21 protein-coding genes and 1 tRNA gene are annotated in these 17,999 nt (G+C 70.5%); 19 read left to right on the top strand and 3 right to left on the bottom strand.

Going from position 1 to position 17,999, the window contains the following annotated elements:
• Nucleotides 1-66 precede the first annotated feature (66 nt).
• The 16 genes from AB0G04_RS17495 (at nucleotide 67) to AB0G04_RS17420 (ending at nucleotide 14,192) form a co-directional block, all read left to right on the top strand.
• The gene (locus AB0G04_RS17495) at nucleotides 67-672 is read left to right on the top strand and encodes a 4Fe-4S binding protein (protein WP_360983154.1); all 606 of its coding nucleotides are present in this window, start codon (nucleotides 67-69) and stop codon (nucleotides 670-672) included.
• Nucleotides 669-1,205: an NADH-quinone oxidoreductase subunit J gene (locus AB0G04_RS17490; protein WP_360983152.1), complete on the top strand. Its 537-nt coding sequence runs from the start codon at nucleotides 669-671 to the stop codon at nucleotides 1,203-1,205. The genes AB0G04_RS17495 and AB0G04_RS17490 overlap by 4 nt, the downstream gene beginning before the upstream one ends.
• Nucleotides 1,205-1,576: an NADH-quinone oxidoreductase subunit NuoK gene (nuoK, locus tag AB0G04_RS17485; protein ID WP_360983150.1), complete on the top strand. Its 372-nt coding sequence runs from the start codon at nucleotides 1,205-1,207 to the stop codon at nucleotides 1,574-1,576. Before AB0G04_RS17490 ends, nuoK begins: the two co-directional genes overlap by 1 nt.
• The gene (locus AB0G04_RS17480; protein WP_360983148.1) at nucleotides 1,573-3,504 is read left to right on the top strand and encodes an NADH-quinone oxidoreductase subunit L; all 1,932 of its coding nucleotides are present in this window, start codon (nucleotides 1,573-1,575) and stop codon (nucleotides 3,502-3,504) included. Before nuoK ends, AB0G04_RS17480 begins: the two co-directional genes overlap by 4 nt.
• A complete protein-coding gene (locus AB0G04_RS17475; protein WP_360983146.1) occupies nucleotides 3,504-5,054 on the top strand; it encodes an NADH-quinone oxidoreductase subunit M in 1,551 nt (516 codons plus the stop codon). The genes AB0G04_RS17480 and AB0G04_RS17475 overlap by 1 nt, the downstream gene beginning before the upstream one ends.
• Before the next feature lie 67 nt (nucleotides 5,055-5,121).
• Nucleotides 5,122-6,741 (top strand): proton-conducting transporter membrane subunit, encoded by a 1,620-nt coding sequence (locus tag AB0G04_RS17470; protein ID WP_360983144.1) that lies wholly within the window; start codon nucleotides 5,122-5,124, stop codon nucleotides 6,739-6,741.
• 552 nt (nucleotides 6,742-7,293) lie between these two features.
• The gene (gene htpX, locus AB0G04_RS17465; RefSeq protein WP_360983350.1) at nucleotides 7,294-8,160 is read left to right on the top strand and encodes a zinc metalloprotease HtpX; all 867 of its coding nucleotides are present in this window, start codon (nucleotides 7,294-7,296) and stop codon (nucleotides 8,158-8,160) included.
• A gap of 103 nt (nucleotides 8,161-8,263) precedes the next feature.
• Nucleotides 8,264-9,520 (top strand): MFS transporter, encoded by a 1,257-nt coding sequence (locus AB0G04_RS17460; protein ID WP_360983142.1) that lies wholly within the window; start codon nucleotides 8,264-8,266, stop codon nucleotides 9,518-9,520.
• 49 nt (nucleotides 9,521-9,569) lie between these two features.
• Nucleotides 9,570-9,983 (top strand): DUF1707 domain-containing protein, encoded by a 414-nt coding sequence (locus tag AB0G04_RS17455; RefSeq protein ID WP_360983140.1) that lies wholly within the window; start codon nucleotides 9,570-9,572, stop codon nucleotides 9,981-9,983.
• A complete protein-coding gene (locus AB0G04_RS17450) occupies nucleotides 9,980-10,990 on the top strand; it encodes an LLM class flavin-dependent oxidoreductase (protein WP_360983138.1) in 1,011 nt (336 codons plus the stop codon). Before AB0G04_RS17455 ends, AB0G04_RS17450 begins: the two co-directional genes overlap by 4 nt.
• Nucleotides 10,987-11,829: a GNAT family N-acetyltransferase gene (locus AB0G04_RS17445; protein WP_360983136.1), complete on the top strand. Its 843-nt coding sequence runs from the start codon at nucleotides 10,987-10,989 to the stop codon at nucleotides 11,827-11,829. Before AB0G04_RS17450 ends, AB0G04_RS17445 begins: the two co-directional genes overlap by 4 nt.
• The gene (locus AB0G04_RS17440; RefSeq protein WP_360983134.1) at nucleotides 11,826-12,500 is read left to right on the top strand and encodes an MOSC domain-containing protein; all 675 of its coding nucleotides are present in this window, start codon (nucleotides 11,826-11,828) and stop codon (nucleotides 12,498-12,500) included. Before AB0G04_RS17445 ends, AB0G04_RS17440 begins: the two co-directional genes overlap by 4 nt.
• A 5-nt stretch (nucleotides 12,501-12,505) precedes the next feature.
• Nucleotides 12,506-12,877, top strand: coding sequence for a hypothetical protein (locus AB0G04_RS17435; protein ID WP_360983132.1), 372 nt, complete (start codon nucleotides 12,506-12,508; stop codon nucleotides 12,875-12,877).
• Nucleotides 12,878-12,953: 76 nt separating this feature from the next.
• On the top strand, nucleotides 12,954-13,400 hold the full coding sequence (locus tag AB0G04_RS17430; RefSeq protein ID WP_360983130.1) for a hypothetical protein: 447 nt from the start codon (nucleotides 12,954-12,956) through the stop codon (nucleotides 13,398-13,400).
• A gap of 102 nt (nucleotides 13,401-13,502) precedes the next feature.
• Nucleotides 13,503-13,757 (top strand): hypothetical protein, encoded by a 255-nt coding sequence (locus AB0G04_RS17425; protein WP_360983128.1) that lies wholly within the window; start codon nucleotides 13,503-13,505, stop codon nucleotides 13,755-13,757.
• Nucleotides 13,758-13,826: 69 nt separating this feature from the next.
• Complete coding sequence (locus AB0G04_RS17420; RefSeq protein ID WP_360983126.1) at nucleotides 13,827-14,192, top strand: hypothetical protein; 366 nt, start codon at nucleotides 13,827-13,829, stop codon at nucleotides 14,190-14,192.
• A gap of 71 nt (nucleotides 14,193-14,263) precedes the next feature.
• Here AB0G04_RS17420 and AB0G04_RS17415 read toward each other — a convergent pair whose 3' ends face one another.
• Both AB0G04_RS17415 and AB0G04_RS17410 read right to left on the bottom strand, forming a co-directional pair.
• The gene (locus AB0G04_RS17415) at nucleotides 14,264-14,821 is read right to left on the bottom strand and encodes a Uma2 family endonuclease (RefSeq protein ID WP_360983348.1); all 558 of its coding nucleotides are present in this window, start codon (nucleotides 14,819-14,821) and stop codon (nucleotides 14,264-14,266) included.
• A 463-nt stretch (nucleotides 14,822-15,284) separates the two neighbouring features.
• A tRNA-Tyr gene (locus tag AB0G04_RS17410) sits at nucleotides 15,285-15,368 on the bottom strand.
• 147 nt (nucleotides 15,369-15,515) lie between these two features.
• Here AB0G04_RS17410 and AB0G04_RS17405 point away from each other — a divergent pair.
• From AB0G04_RS17405 to AB0G04_RS17395, 3 genes are all read left to right on the top strand, one after another.
• A complete protein-coding gene (locus AB0G04_RS17405) occupies nucleotides 15,516-16,007 on the top strand; it encodes a YajQ family cyclic di-GMP-binding protein (protein WP_360983124.1) in 492 nt (163 codons plus the stop codon).
• 85 nt (nucleotides 16,008-16,092) lie between these two features.
• Nucleotides 16,093-16,386 carry a hypothetical protein gene (locus tag AB0G04_RS17400; protein ID WP_360983122.1) on the top strand — a complete coding sequence of 98 codons (294 nt, stop codon included), beginning with the start codon at nucleotides 16,093-16,095 and terminating at the stop codon, nucleotides 16,384-16,386.
• Nucleotides 16,387-16,481: 95 nt separating this feature from the next.
• Nucleotides 16,482-17,297, top strand: a complete 816-nt coding sequence (locus tag AB0G04_RS17395) for a sulfurtransferase (RefSeq protein WP_360983120.1) — start codon at nucleotides 16,482-16,484, stop codon at nucleotides 17,295-17,297.
• Nucleotide 17,298: 1 nt separating this feature from the next.
• On the opposite strand, the gene AB0G04_RS17390 is transcribed toward AB0G04_RS17395, so the two are convergent.
• Nucleotides 17,299-17,622 carry a hypothetical protein gene (locus AB0G04_RS17390; RefSeq protein WP_360983118.1) on the bottom strand — a complete coding sequence of 108 codons (324 nt, stop codon included), beginning with the start codon at nucleotides 17,620-17,622 and terminating at the stop codon, nucleotides 17,299-17,301.
• Nucleotides 17,623-17,999: the final 377 nt, after the last annotated feature.

Raw genomic sequence — 17,999 nt, 5'->3', positions numbered from 1 at the left:
CCGTACCGGAGAACGCTCCGGGGGTGAGGTCGCGCCGACCCTCTCAACCGGGCAGGATGGTCCCTTGTGAGTGAGAACGGTGAGCGCCAGATGCCCGGCAAGGGCCTGCTCGACGGGCTCGCCGTAACGCTGAAGACCTTGACGCGGCGAACCACCACCCAGCAGTACCCGGACGTGCAGCCCGATCTGCCACCGCGCTCCCGCGGGGTGATCGCGCTGTCCGAGGAGAACTGCACGGTCTGCATGCTCTGCGCCCGGGAGTGCCCGGACTGGTGCATCTACATCGACTCGCACAAGGAGGAGGTCGTCGTCCCCGGCGCCGCGCGCGCCCGCCAGCGCAACGTGCTGGACAAGTTCGACATCGACTTCGCCCTCTGCATGTACTGCGGTATCTGCATCGAGGTGTGCCCGTTCGACGCGCTGCACTGGGCGCCCGAGTTCGAGTACGCCGAGACCGACGTCCTCTCCCTGCTGCACGACAAGGACCGGCTCGGCGAGTGGATGCGCACCGTGCCACCGCCACCGGCGCACGATGTGCTCGGCGAACCTTCCAAGGAGGAGGCCACCGCGGCACGCAAGGCAGCCGGTCCGGGCGCGGCCACCGCCGCGAAAACCGCAAGACCCGCTGTCGTACGCCCGACGCCCGCACCCACCCCCGAGGCGGAGTCGTGACCGTCGCCGACGTGCTGCTGCTGGCACTCGGCGCCCTCGCCGTCGGGTCCGGTGTCCTGGTCGTGACCAGTTCCCACCTGGTCCGTTCCGGCCTCTACCTGGTCGTGAGCCTGGGCGCGATCGCCGGCCTCTACCTCGTTCTCGGCGCCGAGCTGGTCGCCTGGGTGCAGATCCTGGTGTACGTCGGCGCGGTGGTCGTGCTGCTGCTGTTCGCGGTGATGCTGACCCGCGCCCCGATCGGCCCCTCCACCGACCTGGACCGTCCGGCCCTGCCCGCCGCCCTGATCGGCGGCGGTGCCGGCCTGGGCCTGGCCGCGTTGTTCGCCGACGCGTTCCGCTGGGTGACCTACCCCGAGCCGGAGCCGGGCACCGCCGAGCGGCTCGGCGAGCAGATCTTCGGAGCCTGGGTGCTGCCGTTCGAGGTGATCTCGATCCTGCTGCTGTCCGCCCTGGTCGGTGCAATCGTGCTGTCCCGGCCGGACATCGGCGCCCGGGTCGAGGCGGCCGCGGACGAGCCGGAGGTGCGCGGCTGATGCACGTCGTCATCCCGTACGTCGTCGGTGCCCTGCTCTTCGGTCTCGGTGTCTACGGCGTCCTGCGCCGGCGCAACGCGATCCTGGTGCTGATGGCCGTCGAGCTGATGCTGAACGCGGTCAACCTGATCCTGGTCACCGCGGACGTCTCGCTGCGGCCCGCGCTCACCGGCGTGGTGGTCGAGTCGTGGGCCCGGCCCGGTGCGGCCACCCCGGGCAGCGGCGGTGTGCTGGCCCTGTTCGTGATCGTGCTGGCCGCCGCCGAGGTGGGCGTCGGGCTGGCGATCATCCTGCAGTACTACCGGATGCGTAAGGCGGTCGTGGTCGACGAGGTGCGGCTGGACGACGACGAGGAACGGGTGGCCGGGTGAGCATCGACGTTGCCGGGCCGCTGCTTCCCCTCGTACCGCTGATCGCGGGTCTGCTCGGTCTTCTCCTGCCGTCGGGCGACGGTGACGGAACCCGCAGGCGGATCGCCGCGGGCCTCGGCGTCCTCGGCGCCGCGGTGGCGTTGCTGCTCGCGTTCCGTCTGGTTCTCGACCCGGCGCAGCCGTCGGCCGACCCGATGTCCGACCCGTGGGACACCGGTCTCACCCTGGCGATCCTCGGCGATCTGGAGGTGCGGTTCAGCACCCTGGTGGACGCGGCGGCCGCCTATGTGGCGCTGGCCGTGACCGTGGTCGCCCTGTGCGTGCAGATCTACTCGATCACCTACCTGCACGACGATCCCCGTTACGCCCCGTACGCCGCCCAGGTCAGCCTCTTCACCGGCGCGATGCTCCTGGTCGTCACCAGCAGCGACCTGATCCTGATGCTGATCGGCTGGGAGGTGATGGGCGCCTGCTCCTACCTGCTGATCGGCCACGACCGGCGGCTGCCCGAGGCGCCCGCCGCCGCGGTGAAGGCGTTCCTGGTCACCCGGATCGGCGACATCGGCTTCCTGCTCGGCATCGCCGTCCTGATCACCGAGGCGCGGAGCACCTACCTCGGCGACGTCCTCACCCACGACTACCCGCCCGGCACGCTGACCGCCGCGCTGCTGCTGATCCTGGCCGGGGTGGCCGGCAAGAGCGCCCAGTTCCCGCTGCACACCTGGCTGCCGGACGCGATGGCCGGTCCCACCCCGATCTCGGCACTGATCCACGCGGCCACCATGGTCGCGGCCGGCGTCTACGTCGTCTTCCGGCTGTACGGCCTCTACGACCAGTCGCCGGTCGCGCTCGCCGTGCTCGCCGTGATGGCCTCGATCACCATCGTGCTAGGTGCCCTGTCGGCCACCGCTCAGGACGACCTGAAACGGGTCCTGGCCTGGTCGACCGTCTCGCAGATCGGTTACATGACCGGCGCGCTGGCCGTCGGCTCGCCCGCCGCCGCACTGTTCCACCTGCTCACCCACGCCGCGTTCAAGGCCCTGCTGTTCCTCGCGGCGGGCGCGGTGATCCACGCCGTCGGCACCAACCTGCTGTCCCGGATGGGCGGCCTGCGCCCGCACATGCCGGTCACCTTCTGGTCGTTCGCGATCGGGCTCGGCGCGCTCGCCGGACTGCCGCCGCTGTCCGGCTTCTGGTCCAAGGAGAACGTGCTGACCGCCGCCGCCCACGCGACCGAGGGCGGCGAGACCGCCCCGGTCTGGGCCGGCTGGCTGGTCTGGCTGGCCGCACTGCTCTCCGTCGGCATCACCGCCTGGTACGCCACCCGCCTGTTCCTGCGCGCGTTCTTCGGCCCGTCCCGCGCCCACGGCCCGTACGGCCCGGCCTGGGAGGTCGGCTTCGACGACGCCCGCTATCAGGTCCCGGCCGCCCCGCACGACCCGCCCGGACCGATGCGCTGGCCACTCGTCCTGCTCGCGATCCCGGCCGCCCTGCTCGGCCTGGCCGCGTTCGCCCCCGGCTTCCGCACCGCCCTCGAACTCGACGACCCGCACCTCGGCGTGGCCGTCGCCCTGCCGATGCTGCTGCTCGCGACCGGTGCCGGCACCGCCTGGTGGCTGTGGCGGGCGGTACCCGGCGCCGATCCGGCACTCGCGCTGGGCCGGGCCGGGCCGTTCCTGGCCGCCGGTTTCCGGCTCGACGACGTCCAGCACCAGCTCGTGGTCCGCCCCGCCGAGGCACTGGCCCGGCTCGCGACCGCCGGGGACACCCGGATCGTCGACGCCGCCGTGATGGGCACCGGAGCCAGCACCACCCGGGCCGGCGACGCGCTCAACGAGGCGCACCGGCTCCCGCTGCCGGCCGCCGCGATCGCGGTCTGCGCCACCGCGCTGCTGCTCGGCATGATCGCCTGGCTGGGGGTCTACTGATGTACCGCGACTACGTGGAACCCGCCTGGTCCGTTCCGCAGATCCTGCTCGTCGCGCTGCTCCTCGTCCCGGCGCTGGGCGCCATCGCGGTGGCGATGTTCCCGGCGGCCCGCGACCGGGCGGCCCGGATCGTCGCCACCGGCTTCGCCACGGTCACCCTCCTGCTCTCGGTCGCGCTCCTCTTCGCCCGTCCGAACGAGTTCGGCTGGTTCGCGTACAGGTCCGGCGACGGTCTGCCGATGCTGCTCTGGGCCGAACTCGACCTCCCGTGGGTACGGTCTCTCGGGCTCGAGTTCCACATCGGCGTGGACGGCGTGTCGTACCCGCTCGTCGTGCTCACCGGCCTGCTCACGGTCCTGTGCTGCGCGTACACGGTCAAGAAGGTCCCGGCGGGCGGCTCCGGCCGCGCCCTGGCCGCGTTGCTGCTGACCCTGGAACTGGGTGTCCTCGGCACCTTCCTGGCCTTCGACCTGATCCTGTTCTTCCTCTTCTTCGAGGTCGTCCTCCTCCCGATGTACGCCGTGATCGCCGGCTGGGGCGGCGCTAACCGGCGGGCCGCGGCCCGGAAGTTCGTCCTCTACACCCTGGCCGGATCGGTCCTGCTGCTGCTCGGCGTCATGATCGTCGTGACGAAGGCCGGCACCGGCGACCTGGTCACCCTGACCGGCGCCAGCGAGCTGACCCGGACCACCCAGTGCGTCGTGTTCGCCCTGCTGGCCGTCGCGTTCGCGGTGAAGGCCCCGCTGTGGCCGCTGCACACGTGGCTTCCCGACGCACACACCGAGGCGCCCACCGTCGGATCGGTGATCCTGGCCGGCGTGCTGCTGAAGATGGGCACCTACGGCCTGATCCGCGTCGGCGTCGGCGTCGCACCCGACGGCGCGGCCTGGGCCGCCCCGGTCCTCGGCATCCTCGCCACCGTCGCGATCATCGCGGGCGCGCTGATCTGTCTGCGCCAGACCGAGCTGAAACGCCTGATCGCCTACTCCAGCGTCGGTCACATGGGCTTCGTCCTGCTCGGCATCGCCACCCTCTCGGTCACCGGTATCCAGGCCGCGCTGGTCGGCAACATCGCTCACGGCCTGATCACCGGCCTGCTGTTCTTCCTGGTCGGCGCGATCAAGGACAGTGCCGGCACCGGCTCGCTCAACCAGTTGAGCGGCCTGCGGGAGACCGCCCCGCGTCTGGCCGGCCTGCTCGGCTTCGCCGCGATCGCCTCCCTCGGGCTGCCCGGTCTGGCCGGCTTCTGGGGCGAGGCGTTCGCGGTGGTGGCCGCCGTCCAGCGCGGCGGCCCCCTCTGGCTCACCCTGGCCGTCGTCGCCGCGATCGGCGGCGCCCTGACCGCCGCGTACTTCCTCCGCCTGCTGCGCCGGGTCACCCACGGCCCCGCCACCCCGGAGGCGCACACCCTGCCCCCGGTGCTGTCCGGCGTCGAATGGCTGGCCTGGGCGCCACTCGTGCTCCTGACCCTGGCCGTGGGCGTCGCGCCGGCCCTGGTCCTGGGCGACACCGTCCAGCCTCTGATCACTCTGCTGGGAGTGCAGCCGTGACCACAGCCTTCCCGCCCCCGGCCGCTGGTCCGCTCGTCGTGGCCGCCGAACCGGGAGGGGTCCACCGGTGAGAAGCCAGGCCGTCGATCACATCGCTCTGCTGCCGCTCTACGCGGCCGCCGGCACCGCCGTCCTCGCGCTGCTGGCTGACCTGCTCGTCGGCCGGCGGGCGGTGACCGTCTGGGCGACCGTGCTCGGCGCGCTCGCCACCGGCGCCTGCGCGCTCGCCGTCGGCGCGTGGGATCCGACGTTCTGCGCCGCCGGCGGCTGCTCCTGGGTGCCGGCCTGGCCGGCCGCGGTGGCCACCGCCCTCTTCGCCGGCCTCACCGCCGGCGTGCTGGGCCTGTCCGAGCCGTCACTGCGGATCGGAACGGCCCCGGCCGGCGAGTTCTGTTTCCTGCTCGCCTGCTCGATGACCGGTGGTGTGACCGTCGCCTACGCCGGTGACCTGCTCACCCTGATCGTCGGCCTGGAGACCCTCACCCTCCCGCTGTACGTCCTGGTCGGCCTCCGCCGGTTCGCGCCCGCCGAGATCCCGACCAGCCGCCCGGCCCAGTCCGCCGTCACGTTCTTCCTGATCAGCGTCATCTCCACGGCGATCGCCCTGCTCGGTATCGCCCTGTACCACGCCGCCACCGGGATCCTGCACCTGAGTCTGCTCGCCGCCGCCCCGGCCCCGTTCGCCGCGCTGGCCGGTGTGGGCACCGCCCTCCTGGTGATCGGCCTGGCCTTCAAGGTCGCCGCCGTTCCGCTGCACGCCTGGGCACCGGCCACGTACGACGGCGCACCCATCCCGATCGCCGCCTACCTGTCCACCGCCTCGAAGCTGGGCGGCGTCCTGGCCCTGGCCGCCGTGGTGTCCCGCCTCGACGCCGGCGCGGTCATGTCGGCCCTGGCACTGCTCACGATGACCGTCGGCAACCTGGTCGCCCTCCGGCAGACCCGCATGGTCCGCCTGCTCGCCTGGTCCTCGGTCGCGCAGGCCGGTTACATCCTGGCCGCCCTCGCCATGGGTGCCGCCGGCGTTGTCGCGGCCCTCGCCTACGCCGCCTTCTTCGTCATCCTCGAACTGATCGCCTTCGGCGTCGTCGTAGCCCTCCGCCCAGCCCAGCCCGTGATCCCCGCCGCCGCTCCGATCTCCCCGGCTGCCGCCGGAACCCCGATCTCCCCGGTTGCCGCCGGCACCCCGGGCGCCCCGATTGCCGCCAGCATCCCGGGCGCCGTTGCCGGTCCGGCCGCCGGGAACACGCATTCCGCCGCGAGCCTCGCCGACGTGGACGGGGGAACCCTCGACGACTACCGTGGCGCGGCCCGCCGCCACCCCTGGCTCGGTGCCGCGTTCGTACTGGCCATGGCCGGGCTGGCCGGTCTTCCTCCGGGACTGGCGGGTCTGTTCGCCAAGGTGACGGTGGTCGGAGCGCTGGTGAACGAGGGCTGGATCTGGCTGGCCGTCGTAGTGGTCGTCAATGCCGTGATCGCCCTGGCCTACTACGTCCGGGTGGCAGCGCTGCTCTACACCGTCCCCAGCCACCCCGGCATACCGGTGGCCGACCCCGGGCTGGTCTACGACGCCACCCACCCCCGGCACCTGGTGGCCCGCCCGATCACCGCCGCCCTGCTGGTGGCCGCGCTGGTAGCCGTCATCCTCGGCTTCGCCCCGCAGCTCCTCTTCAACGCCCTGACCTGACCCACCCCGGCCAGACCCCAGCACCGCATCAGCGCTCGGGAAACAGCGCTGCTTTCTGGCCGCCAGGATCCGGCCAGACCCCAGCGCCGCATCAGCGCTCGGGATACAGCACTGCTTTCTGGCCGCCCGGGGTCCGGCCAGACCCCAGCGCTGCATCGGCGCTCGGGATACAGCGCTGCTTTCTGGCCGCCCACGGTCTGGCCAGACCCGAGCGCTGCTTTCTGGCCGCCAGGGTCCGGCCAGAGCTGAGCGCTGCATCGGCGCTCGGGATACAGCGCTGGTTTCTGGCCGGGACAGCGGGATCACGGACGGCCCGGTGACCGGCCGCCCCAGCCCCGGCGGCCGCCTCAGCCCTGGCGGCCCGCGTCGGGGCCCGGCGCCGCGGGAACGTCGCGGTGTGGCCCCGGTACGCGTGGTTGCGGTTGCCGGGCGCCTACCCCGTACGCACCGATGGGTTTCAGTGAAGTCACAGCGAGCATCCGGATGAACACGAAGGATGCCGATGTTCCTTGGAATGCGGGTCACGAACCCCGCAAGCCGAAGGAGTGCAAGTTGTCCAGCCACCACAACGGCCTCAGAACGGCCGCCCTGCTGGGTCTGCTCACCGGCCTCATCCTGGCCGTGGGTTACTGGTTGGGAGGCGGCGCCGGTCTGGTGCTCGCCGTGTTCATCTCGCTGGCGGCGAACACCGTCAGCTACTTCTACTCCGACCGCATCGCCCTGCGCGCGATGGGAGCCCGTCCGGTCACCGAGGCGGAGCTGCCCGGGCTGTACGCGATCGTGCGTGAGCTCGCCACGACGGCCGGTCAGCCGATGCCGCGGCTGTACGTCTCGCCCGCGAGGCAGCCGAACGCGTTCGCAACCGGTCGCAACCCGGAGCACGCCGCCGTCGCGGTGACGACCGGCATCCTGAACATGCTGGAGCCGCGCGAGATGCGGGCGGTGATCGGTCACGAACTGTCTCATGTCTACAACCGCGACATCCTGATCTCGAGTGTCGCCGCGGGCCTGGCCGGCATCATCACGATGCTCGCGAACCTGGCGTTCTTCCTGCCGTTCGGCGGCGACGACGAGGACGGCCCGAACCCGGCCGGCCTGCTGCTCATGATGATCCTCGGCCCGCTCGCCGCGTCGATCATCCAGCTGGCGATCAGCCGGAACCGGGAGTTCCAGGCGGACGCCTCCGGCGCCACGCTGACCGGCGATCCCCTCGCGCTGGTGAGTGCCTTGGAGAAGATCCATCACGGTACGGCCGGAGCCCCCCTGCCCGCCGACGGCCGCTTGACAAGTGCCGCCCATCTGATGATCGCCAACCCGTTCGCGGGTGGCGGCCTGGCCGCGTTGTTCTCCACGCACCCGCCGATGCAGGAGCGGGTCCGCCGGTTGCACGAGCACGCGGCCCTGACCCGGCACCGGTGACGTCGCTGACACCGGCCCGTTATCCGGGTGATCCTCCGGGCTGCCGACGTTAGCCTCGAAGGGCGTTCCGCTCGTTACCGTCCTGGCAGCCGGAGGCCCTCTCTTGACCGCATTACGTCAGTACCTGGGCGTGTGGCAGTTGCCCGGCGCGAAGGTGCTGCTGGTTGTCGGGATCACGGCCCGCCTGGGTATCGGGATGACCCCGCTGGCACTGCTGCTGCTGGTCGAGCAGGCCACCGGCCGCTATGCGGCCGCCGGTCTCGCCGGTGGTGTGTTCGCGCTGGCCGGCGCCGCGTTGAGCCCGATCGCCGGCCGGCTCGCGGACCGCATCGGAGCCGGCCCGATCTTGCTGGCCACCGCGGTGCTGCACCCGCTGGCCCTGGCCGGCCTGCTGCTGGCGGCCCGGGGCGGTGCGGACGCCCTTGAGTGGATCTTCGTGGCGTCCGCGGCGGCCGGCGCGACCTACCCGCCGCTGACCGCGGCGGTCCGCCGGGCCTGGACGGACATGACCGCGCCGGATACCGGCCGGCACGAGCTGCGGTCGGCCGCGATCGCCGCCGAGACGTCGCTGTTCGAGCTGGTCTTCGTGCTCGGTCCGATGCTTGTCGCGGCGTTCATGGTGATCACCGCTGAGCCGGCGTCCGCACTGATCAGCGCTGCCGTGGTGACCTTCGCCGGGACGGCGTGGATCGCCCGGCTCCCGGTGATGCGCGGTCGCGGCGCTCACGACCCGGTGACGGCCGCGAAGGGTCTGGGTCCGTTGCGGGTGGCCGGGTTCCCGCCGCTGCTGCTCTGCGTCACGGCCCTGGGCACCTCGTTCGGCGCGGCCGGCGTGATCGTCCCCGCCTATGCGGCTCAGCACGGCGGCGGCGAGGCGCTCGGCGGGGTGCTCCTGGGCGTCTGGGGCATCGGCAGCGTGGTCGGCGGCATCTGGTTCGGGACGCGCCGGCCGGCGATGGCCCTGACCCGCCAGTTCGCCTGGCTGCTGGCTGCGGTGTCGCTCAGTTTCCTGGTGCTCGCCTTCATGCCGGGCCCGCTGTGGCTCGGCGCGGCCCTGGTGCTGGGGGGCGCGACCATCGCGCCGGCGCTGACCGTGGAGACCAGCCTGGTCGGCCGGATCGCCCCGGGCGGGATGCTGAACGAGGCGTACACCTGGATGGTCACCGTGTCGGTCACCGGCAGCGCGGCCGGCGGTGCCCTGGCCGGTGTGATCGTCGACCAGCCGGGTGGTCTGCCCTGGGCGTTCGTGTTCGCGTCCGCCGTGCTGCTGGTGGCGGCCGCGGTCGCCGCGATCCCGGAGGGTTCGATGGCACGTGCCGACCGGCACGCCGCCGAACGGCTCGCGACGGAACTCGTCTGAGCCTTCGCCGGGATAGCCTGGCTCGAGGCGTTCAGTCGAGGGGGCGGCGATGTCCAAAGAGGTGGAAAGCATGCGGGCGGCGGACTCGGACCGCCAGCGGATCGCCGACCGGCTGAAGTTCGCACTTGACGAGGGCCGCCTGTCCCTCCACGAGTACGACGAACGCATCGGCGCCGCCTATGCCGCCCGGACCCATGCCGAACTCCGCGTCCTCGTTCAGGATCTGCCCCGGCCGCGGCTGCGTCCGGGGGAGAAGCCGCGACTGCCGACCGCGCTGATCGTTCTCTGGACCATCTGGGGCGCGATCGCGGCGGTCAACGTCGTCATCTACGTCCTGGTCACGCTCTCCATCGGGGAGCTCGTCCACCCGTGGCCGATCTGGCTGCTGGTGCCGGGCGCCGCCCTCGGCGCGGTGACCGTGGGAGTGCAGAAGATCCGGAATCGGAACCAGGAAGAGGCATGACCGCACCGAACCGCGTCCCGCTCTCCGTGCTCGACCTGGCCACCGTCCGCGAGGGGTACACCAGCGCCGACGCGCTGCGCGGCACCATCGAGGTCGCCCGGGCCGCCGACCAGCTGGGTTACTCGCGCTTCTGGGTGGCCGAGCACCACAACATGCCGGCCGTCGCGTCGACCTCTCCGCCGGTGCTGATCGGCGCGGTGGCCGCGCACACCCGTGACATCCGGGTCGGTTCCGGCGGCGTGATGCTGCCGAACCACATGCCCTTCGTGGTGGCCGAACAGTTCGCTCTGCTGGAGGCCCTCTATCCGGGCCGGATCGACCTGGGCATCGGCCGGGCGCCGGGCACCGACCAGGCGACCGCCGCAGCACTGCGCGGCGTCTCGCCGTACCTGACGGTGGAGAATTTCCCGGAGCACCTGAAGACGCTGCTCGGCCTGCTTGGCGACGACCGGATCCCGGCCGACCGGCTGAGCGCCACCCCGGCCGCGGAGTCGTTCCCGGAGGTGTGGATTCTCGGCTCCTCCACCTACGGCGCGCAGCTCGCGGCCGCACTCGGACTGCCGTTCTGCTTCGCGTACCACTTCGCCATCAGCTCCGATGTGGACGGCGCGTTGCGCCTCTACCGGGACGGGTTCCAGCCGTCGGCCCGCTGCACCCGGCCGTGGGCGATGGTCAGCGCCTCGGTGCTGGCCGCGTCGACGACCGAGGAGGCGCAGTTTCTGGCCGGTCCCAGCCGCGTCATGGCGCTCAGCCTGCGCACCGGCCACCTGGGCCCACTGGTGTCCCCCGAGGCGGCAGCGCAGCGGAAACTGTCCGATCTGGATCGCTCGGTGCTGGAGTCGTTGCCCGGCACGCAGTACGCGGGCACCGCCGAGGAGGTGGTCGCCGCCCTGGACGCTCTCGTGGCCCGGACCGGCGCCGACGAGCTGATGCTCGCCGGAGCCGTGCACGACCCGGCGACACGCGTCGACAGCCTCGCCCGCATCGCGAAAGCGTGGTCACGGTGACCTGGCACCTCACCTCCGACGTCGCGGCTTTCGCCGGGAACGCCGGAGATTTCCTGCGTTCGTCGCCGGTCCGGCACACCGTTCTGCTCACGGTGGCCGGCACCTTGCGGTCGAGAGGCCCTCATGCGTACGGGCAGAGCGATCCGATCCTGGGTTGGTGGACGACGGAGTCGGGTGAGGTCGCGGGTGCGCTGCTGCAGACCCCGCCCTACCCGCTGACGCTGACCGAGGTGCCTCCGGAGGCCGTCCCCGAACTGGTCACCGCCCTGGGCCCGCACCCGCTGACCGCGGCGAACCTGCTGGCTGCCGATGTCCCCGCGTTCACCGGCGCGTGGCTGGCGCGGCACGGCGGCACCGTCGCCCACGGCATGCGGACCCGCCTGTTCCAGTTGGCGGCACTCACCCCGCCGGACCCGTGGCCATCCGGCACCGACCGACTCGCGACAACCGCCGACCGTCCGCTTCTGATCAGTTGGTTCCGCAGCTTCCACGAGTACATCGGCGAGGAACCCGAAGATCTCGGCGCGCTCGTCGACGACCGCATGGCCCACGGCGGCATCACCCTCTGGGAGTCCGGCGGTGTTCCGGTGTCGATGGCCGCCTACACCCGGCCCGAGGCCGGGATGGTGCGGGTGCAGTACGTCTGGACTCCGCCCGAGCACCGCCGGCAGGGTTTCGGCGGCGCCGCGACCAGCGCCGCGACCCGAAATGCGCTGGACGCGGGCGCGAGTGACGTGGTCCTCTTCACCGACCTGGCGAACCCGACCAGTAACGCCCTTTACCCCCGGCTGGGCTACCGGCCGATCGAAGACCGAGCGGTGGTGCAATTCTCCCGATGACCAGCGGAATCGTTCTCTCCTTGAACGTGGGCCGTGCCGTGCCGAACCCGGCGAAGGGCTCAGGCCTGGACACCGGCATCGGCAAGGTCCCGGTTGATCACCCGGTCACGGCCCGCCGCCCCGGCCCGAAGACGACCGGCCTGCACAGCGGTCTGGTGGGCGACTACATCGGCGACGTGAAGCACCACGGCGGCGACGATCAGGCGGTGTACGCGTACGCCGCCGAGGACTACGCCTGGTGGTCGGCAGAGCTGGGCCGCGACCTGACGCACGGCCTGTTCGGTGAGAACCTGACCACCGAGGGCATCGACCTCTACAACGCCGTGATGGGCGAGCGCTGGCAGATCGGCGACCAGGTGATCCTGGAGATCACCTTCGGCCGGATCCCGTGCGCCACGTTCCAGCACAAGATGGCCGAACCCCGCTGGATCAAACGGTTCTCCGCCTCCAACCGCACCGGCGCCTATCTGCGCATCCTGCGGGAGGGCGAGATCAGCCCCGGCGACCGCATCGACGTGATCGAACGACCCGGGCACGGTCTGACCGTGTCGGAGGCGTTCGGCATCTACATGCACACCCCGGAGAACCTGGCCCGCATCCTTGTGGCCGATGCCCTCCCTCTGGAGATGCGTACCGACATCGAGAAGCGTCTGGCCCGCACGGCCGGCTGACCCGCATGCGCGCCGACCGTCCCGAGATTACCGGCGCCCCGGACCCGGCCGGGCTGCCGACCCCGGCCGGGCTGCCGGACTCGACGGAGAGGGCTGCTCGCCCCGACTGTCCCAGCCTGTGCCTGGTCTGCGGCTTCGACTACCGCGACCAGCCACCCGCCGACTGGCCGTGGGGCCCGGCCGGCACCGACCCGTCGTTCGGGTTCTGCGTCTGTTGCGGCACCGAATTCGGCTATGCGGACGCCACCCTCGCCGGCAGTCGGCGGGCCCGGAAAGCGTGGGCCGAAGGCGGCCACCGATGGCACGACCCGGCCGCCCGCTCCGAGAACTTCGACCCGGCCGAGCAGCTGAAGGCCTTGCCGGACCGCATCCGCTGACTGCCCGGACCGCATCCGAAGGCCCTGCCGGACCGCATCCGCTGACCTCGCCGCGACCCGAGACGGAGCCTGCCGAGTGGCCACCTTCGACGACCTGCTGCCGCCGGCCCGTAGCCCCGCCGACTACCTGGCACTCGTCGGCGACCCGAGGGCCGGCCAGGACATCCTGCGATTGCTGGCGGCCAGCCCGTACAACTTCGTCCGCAGCGCGGTAGCCGACTCACCGCGCGCCGACGCCGCCACCCTGGCGACCATCCGGGTCGACGACCTGAACTGCTGGACCCGCAACCACATCCTCGCGGCCACGGCCCGCCACCCGAACGCCGACCGTTCCACCCTGCTCCGGGTCCTGCGCGAGACGAGGTCGTCGCTGAATCGGCCGGGTGAACGCCCGTACGCCGCTGCTCTGGCCCTTGCCCGTCGCCCCGAACTGACCGTCCAGGAGATCGAAACCCTGGCGACGTGCCGCAACGCCTCCCGCCGCATGGTCCGGGGCCTCCGGCGTGGCCTGGCCCTGCGATGATCGCCCGATGGAACTGGAGACGTCATCGAGGTCTGGCGCTCCCGCGAACACGACACCATCCACTTCCGGGGAATCGACGTATTCCACCTTCCGGCCGACGAGGTGCTGAAACAGATCAACAACCACACCCCATTGACCGAGTACGAGAAAGGCACCTTGTACGCCGCAAACGAACTGTTCCTTGCGGCGAACCCGGAACTGGCCGGTCTGTCGTTGTGGCGCCCATTCGCAGACGACGACCCGGACGACGAGAGCGGCCACTACTTCGAGACCGCCACAGTCGCCTACCCCGGCTACGCCGACACCCCCGCCGAGGCTGAGGCCCGCCACGCCGCCGGCGGCACCCCCGGCTACTGACCTACCCCGCCGACGGATTCCGCCCACGCGATGTAAGGGCACGTTGAACGGCATGGATAGCTTGTTCTCGTGGCAGAGATCGCGATAGAGGATCGGAACCGTCTGCGTGCGACGCCGGCGTACCGTCGCGCGGTCTGGGGCCTACGGATGATCTCCCTGTCCGTACTGTCAGGAATTCTGATCTTCCTTCTGGCGCTACTTCGCTTCCCCGAAGCCGTGGCGGTACCCCTGTTCGCGGTGGCCTTCGTTGCCATGTCCATGGGCGTGGCGCTCGGGTGGAGTTCCGTACTGCCGCTGGAGAAGACCAAGCGAGCCATCCGGACGAAGTACCAGCTGGACGCCTTCGACGCAGCAGCACTGATGAACGGAATGCTGATCCGAGACGTGGTCCGGCTGCGCAACCGCGCACCATCAGACGACTTCACCGACAAGTAACGGCCGGCGCCGAGACATCATGGCGGTGACCCGGCAACCTGAGTGACCGGCGCTGTCGACGGCTGTACCTGTCAGCGACGAACGAGAGACCGGGTATCGAGGTCGAACCGGAACGGTCGCTCGGCGGTCAGGCTCGCGCCGGTCTTCACGACGGCTTCCTCGAGGTAGTGCTGGCCATCGAGGCGGTTGAGCCGCAGAGTCAGTAGGTCCGGCGCCTCGTGCTCGACCAGGAGGTGCCACCCGATGCTGGCAGCAGCGTAGAGCTGCATCTTGAGCACGCGATCCATGGCAGCGTTGCTCGGCGACACGATCTCGCCGACCAGGAGTACCCGGCTGGCATCCGTGGTGACGTCGTCCTCGTCCACGTCCACGACGACCAGGTCGGGAATCACGATGCGGCCGGTGTGCAACCGAACGTTGATCGCCTCGTACACAAAGAGCCCAGCCGGCTCGGCGCCTTCCTCCAGCGCGTTCGCCAGACGGCGGGAGAGGCGCTGATGGCTCATGCTCGGCGCGGGGCTCACCACCAGGCTGCCATCGATCAGCTCGATCCGGTCCGTCGTCTCACCGAGCGCGAAATACTCGTCCTCGGTCCATGGACCGACGTGGTCAACCACTCCCACGCTCATCGACGACGTCACTCCCAGGATCACAAGGAAGAACTTCCTCCCACGGTACGGCACCTCAGGCGGCACAGCGTCCCTCGAAATACGAGATCGCCTCGCCGGCTGGGCCCAGCGCTGCTGATCAGAAGCGGCTTGACACCGGCCGATTCGTCTGGCGCCTACACAAGCGGAGTCAGCCCGGAACATCACATTCGCGGTCTCTTGCGCCGCCTCTCGCGGTCGTCAGAATCACCGCCCACGTCCTCAAACGGGGTACGCGAAGTGCACCTACAGCCAGGACGAGGCATCCCGCCAGAGAGTCGAAGCGCTCTGGGAATGGCGGAGAAGCCACCCAGGACGCGGGCTGATCGCCGACACGGATACGACACGAACAGCGAGACCAAGCGGCCCGAGTAAGACGCGCCGGGACCAACGAGAGAAGCCCCTCACCGGCGTTTCCGCTGGGTGAAGGGCTTCTTCGTGCCTGTGGTGGCGGGTAGAGGATTCGAACCTCTGTAGCTTTCGCGACGGATTTACAGTCCGCTCCCATTGGCCGCTCGGGCAACCCGCCTGGGCAACCACCGCGGTTTCCCGCGGCGGCGGACATAAGAATAGCCGTAGCGCGGACCGCATCAACAACCGGGTACGGTCGGCATGTCGCGGGTCCGTGAAGGCCCGCCGTTCGCATCGACAAGCATCCAGCCGCAGGAGTCTGATCATGGCAGCCAACCCGTCGTTCGACATCGTGAGCAAGGTCGACCGGCAGGAGGTCGACAACGCTTTCAACCAGGCGGAGAAGGAGCTCGCGACCCGGTTCGACTTCCGGGGGACGGGGACGACGCTCGCCAAGTCGGGTGAGGCGTTCACGATCACTTCGGAGACCGAGGAGCGGGCGGCCGCCGCTCTGGACGTCTTCAAGGAGAAGCTCGTCAAGCGCAGCATCTCGTTGAAGTCGCTGGACGCCGGGGAGCCGCGGCAGTCCGGCAAGACGTACAAGATCGATCTGAAGGTGGTCGAGGGGATCGAGACCGACAAGGCCAAGGCGATCAGCAAGAAGATCCGTGACGAGGGGCCGAAGGGTGTGCAGGCGCAGATCCAGGGCGACCAGCTGCGGGTCACCGGTAAGAAGCGGGATGACCTGCAGGCCGTGATCACGCTGCTCAAGGCGGATGATTTCGGCGTCGCGCTGCAGTTCACGAACTACCGCTAGGCGTATCACGGTGGCGGCCCCGTGTTCCGGGGCCGGTCCCGCCGTTTCCGGTTCGCCGGTGACCGATGTGGCGCACACTGGGCCGATGAGCACGGCGACGGCCCTGGTCGGGTTGGTGCTGGCGGTGTTCGGGGTGCGGATGCTGGTCACCGGCCGCGTTCCGGCTCTGTTGGCGCGTTCCTTCCGCACGCCTCGTGAGGCGGGCCTCTACCACCTGTTGTGCGGTGTGGCCGTGTTGATGTTCGCGGTGGGGACGTGGCTGACTGATGTGGCCGCGATGACCGCAGCCGTACTGTCGATAGGTCTTGTCGCGGTGGCGGGCGTCTGGTTCCGGCCGGGGCCCCATCGGCGGGTGAGCCACACCGAGCATCGCGATTGACCGTGGCTGCCGTGCGTGGCCCTCCTGACGGGCGTACCGTCGACGCCGGGACCGGCATGGTCCTCATCGGTTTCGGTGTCAGGTAAGGGGCTGTGGTGATCGACCCGGTGGTGGACGTCTCCTATATCCGGGATCGGCCTGTGGTGCTCGCCGACGTCCGGTGGTATCTGGACGGTCGTTCGGGCCGGGCGGCCTACGAGCGGGGACACCTGCCGGGTGCGGTCTTCATCGATCTGGACACCGCGCTGGCGAGTCCGGCGTCGCCGGCCGGGGGCCGGCATCCGCTTCCCGATCCGGAGGTCTTCGCGGCGGCGATGGCGGCGGCGGGCATCAACGATCAAGATCAAATTATTGCGTACGATGACGCGGGCGGAGTGGTGGCGTCGAGACTGGTCTGGATGCTCCGGGCGATCGGACACGACGCGGCGTTGCTGGACGGTGGTCTGGCCGCTTGGCCGGACGAGTTGACCACTGAGGTCCCTGACCGCCCGGCCGGGTCGTTCACGGCCCGCCCGTGGCCGTCCGGCCGGCTCGCTTCACTTGCCGAGACCGCTCGATCCGCTGAGGCCGCGGAAGGTGTGGTGCTGGACGCGCGTGACCCGGCCCGGTTCCGTGGTGACTCGGAGCCGGTGGATCCGCGGCCGGGTCACATTCCGGGCGCCCGTAACCTGCCGTGCCGGGGCAACGTGGACGCCGAGGGCCGGTTCCTGCTGGTCGCGGAGTTGCGGGAGCGGTTCGCCGCGGTCGGCGTGGACGGTTCCGGCGATGTGATCTCGTACTGCGGTTCCGGTGTGACGGCCTGCCACAACCTGATCGCCCTGGAGCACGCCGGCCTGGGTGCCGGCCGTCTGTTCCCGGGTTCGTGGTCGCAGTACAGCCACACCGACCGTCCCGCGGCGACCGGCGGCTGATCTAGTCGGGCGGTCTTCCCTGTTCGTCGATCCAGCGCTGGTGCGATTCCCAGGCGGCCTGCTTGGTGGTTCCGAGGGCGCCGCCGATCCGGGTCCAGGAGGCACCCGAAGCGCGGGCTGAGCGGATCGTGGCCTGCCGCCCGTACCCCGCTTTGCGGATGATCACCTCACTGAGCGCGAGCATCTCGAGGATCTCGTCGGGGGAGAGGGCGGTCTCCTTCTCCGGGTCCATGGCCGCGAGGGCGTCCCGCATCCGGAGTGCGTCGTACCGGTTCGTCGCCGTGATGAGCGTGTGCCGCTGTTCCAACTCGTCCGGCGTGGTCATACCGATCAGTGTTTCGTCAGGAAAACTTGACGTCAAGACATCCTGACGCTGCTGTCGCGAATTGGCCTCACATCTCCCCCTAAATCGCTCATAAAGCCATCAATTTTTCGGGAGGCGGCATGATGCCCCGCTCAACCGTTCGGCCAGGATTTGACGGAGCGCCGCCACGACCCGCCGATGAACGCTCCCTGTCGCACACCTGGTGTGGCACCATCATGTGACCCCCATCTGCTACGAGTTTCCCCTTCTTGAGGAGCGAGCTATGTCCGCAAGGAAGCTGAGTCGCCTAGCTGGCTTGGTTTTCGTGTTCGTCGTCGCAGTCGGTGGCGCGAGCACCGGGGCCTTCGCGGCGGATGAGGCGACCGCCGCGGTCCAGA

It is taken from the genome of Actinoplanes sp. NPDC023801 (assembly GCF_040639655.1).
In the GTDB taxonomy this organism is placed as follows: Bacteria; Actinomycetota; Actinomycetes; order Mycobacteriales; family Micromonosporaceae; genus Actinoplanes.
Note: the sequence above shows the minus strand (reverse complement) of the source record. Positions and strands in the feature narration are given on the sequence as shown.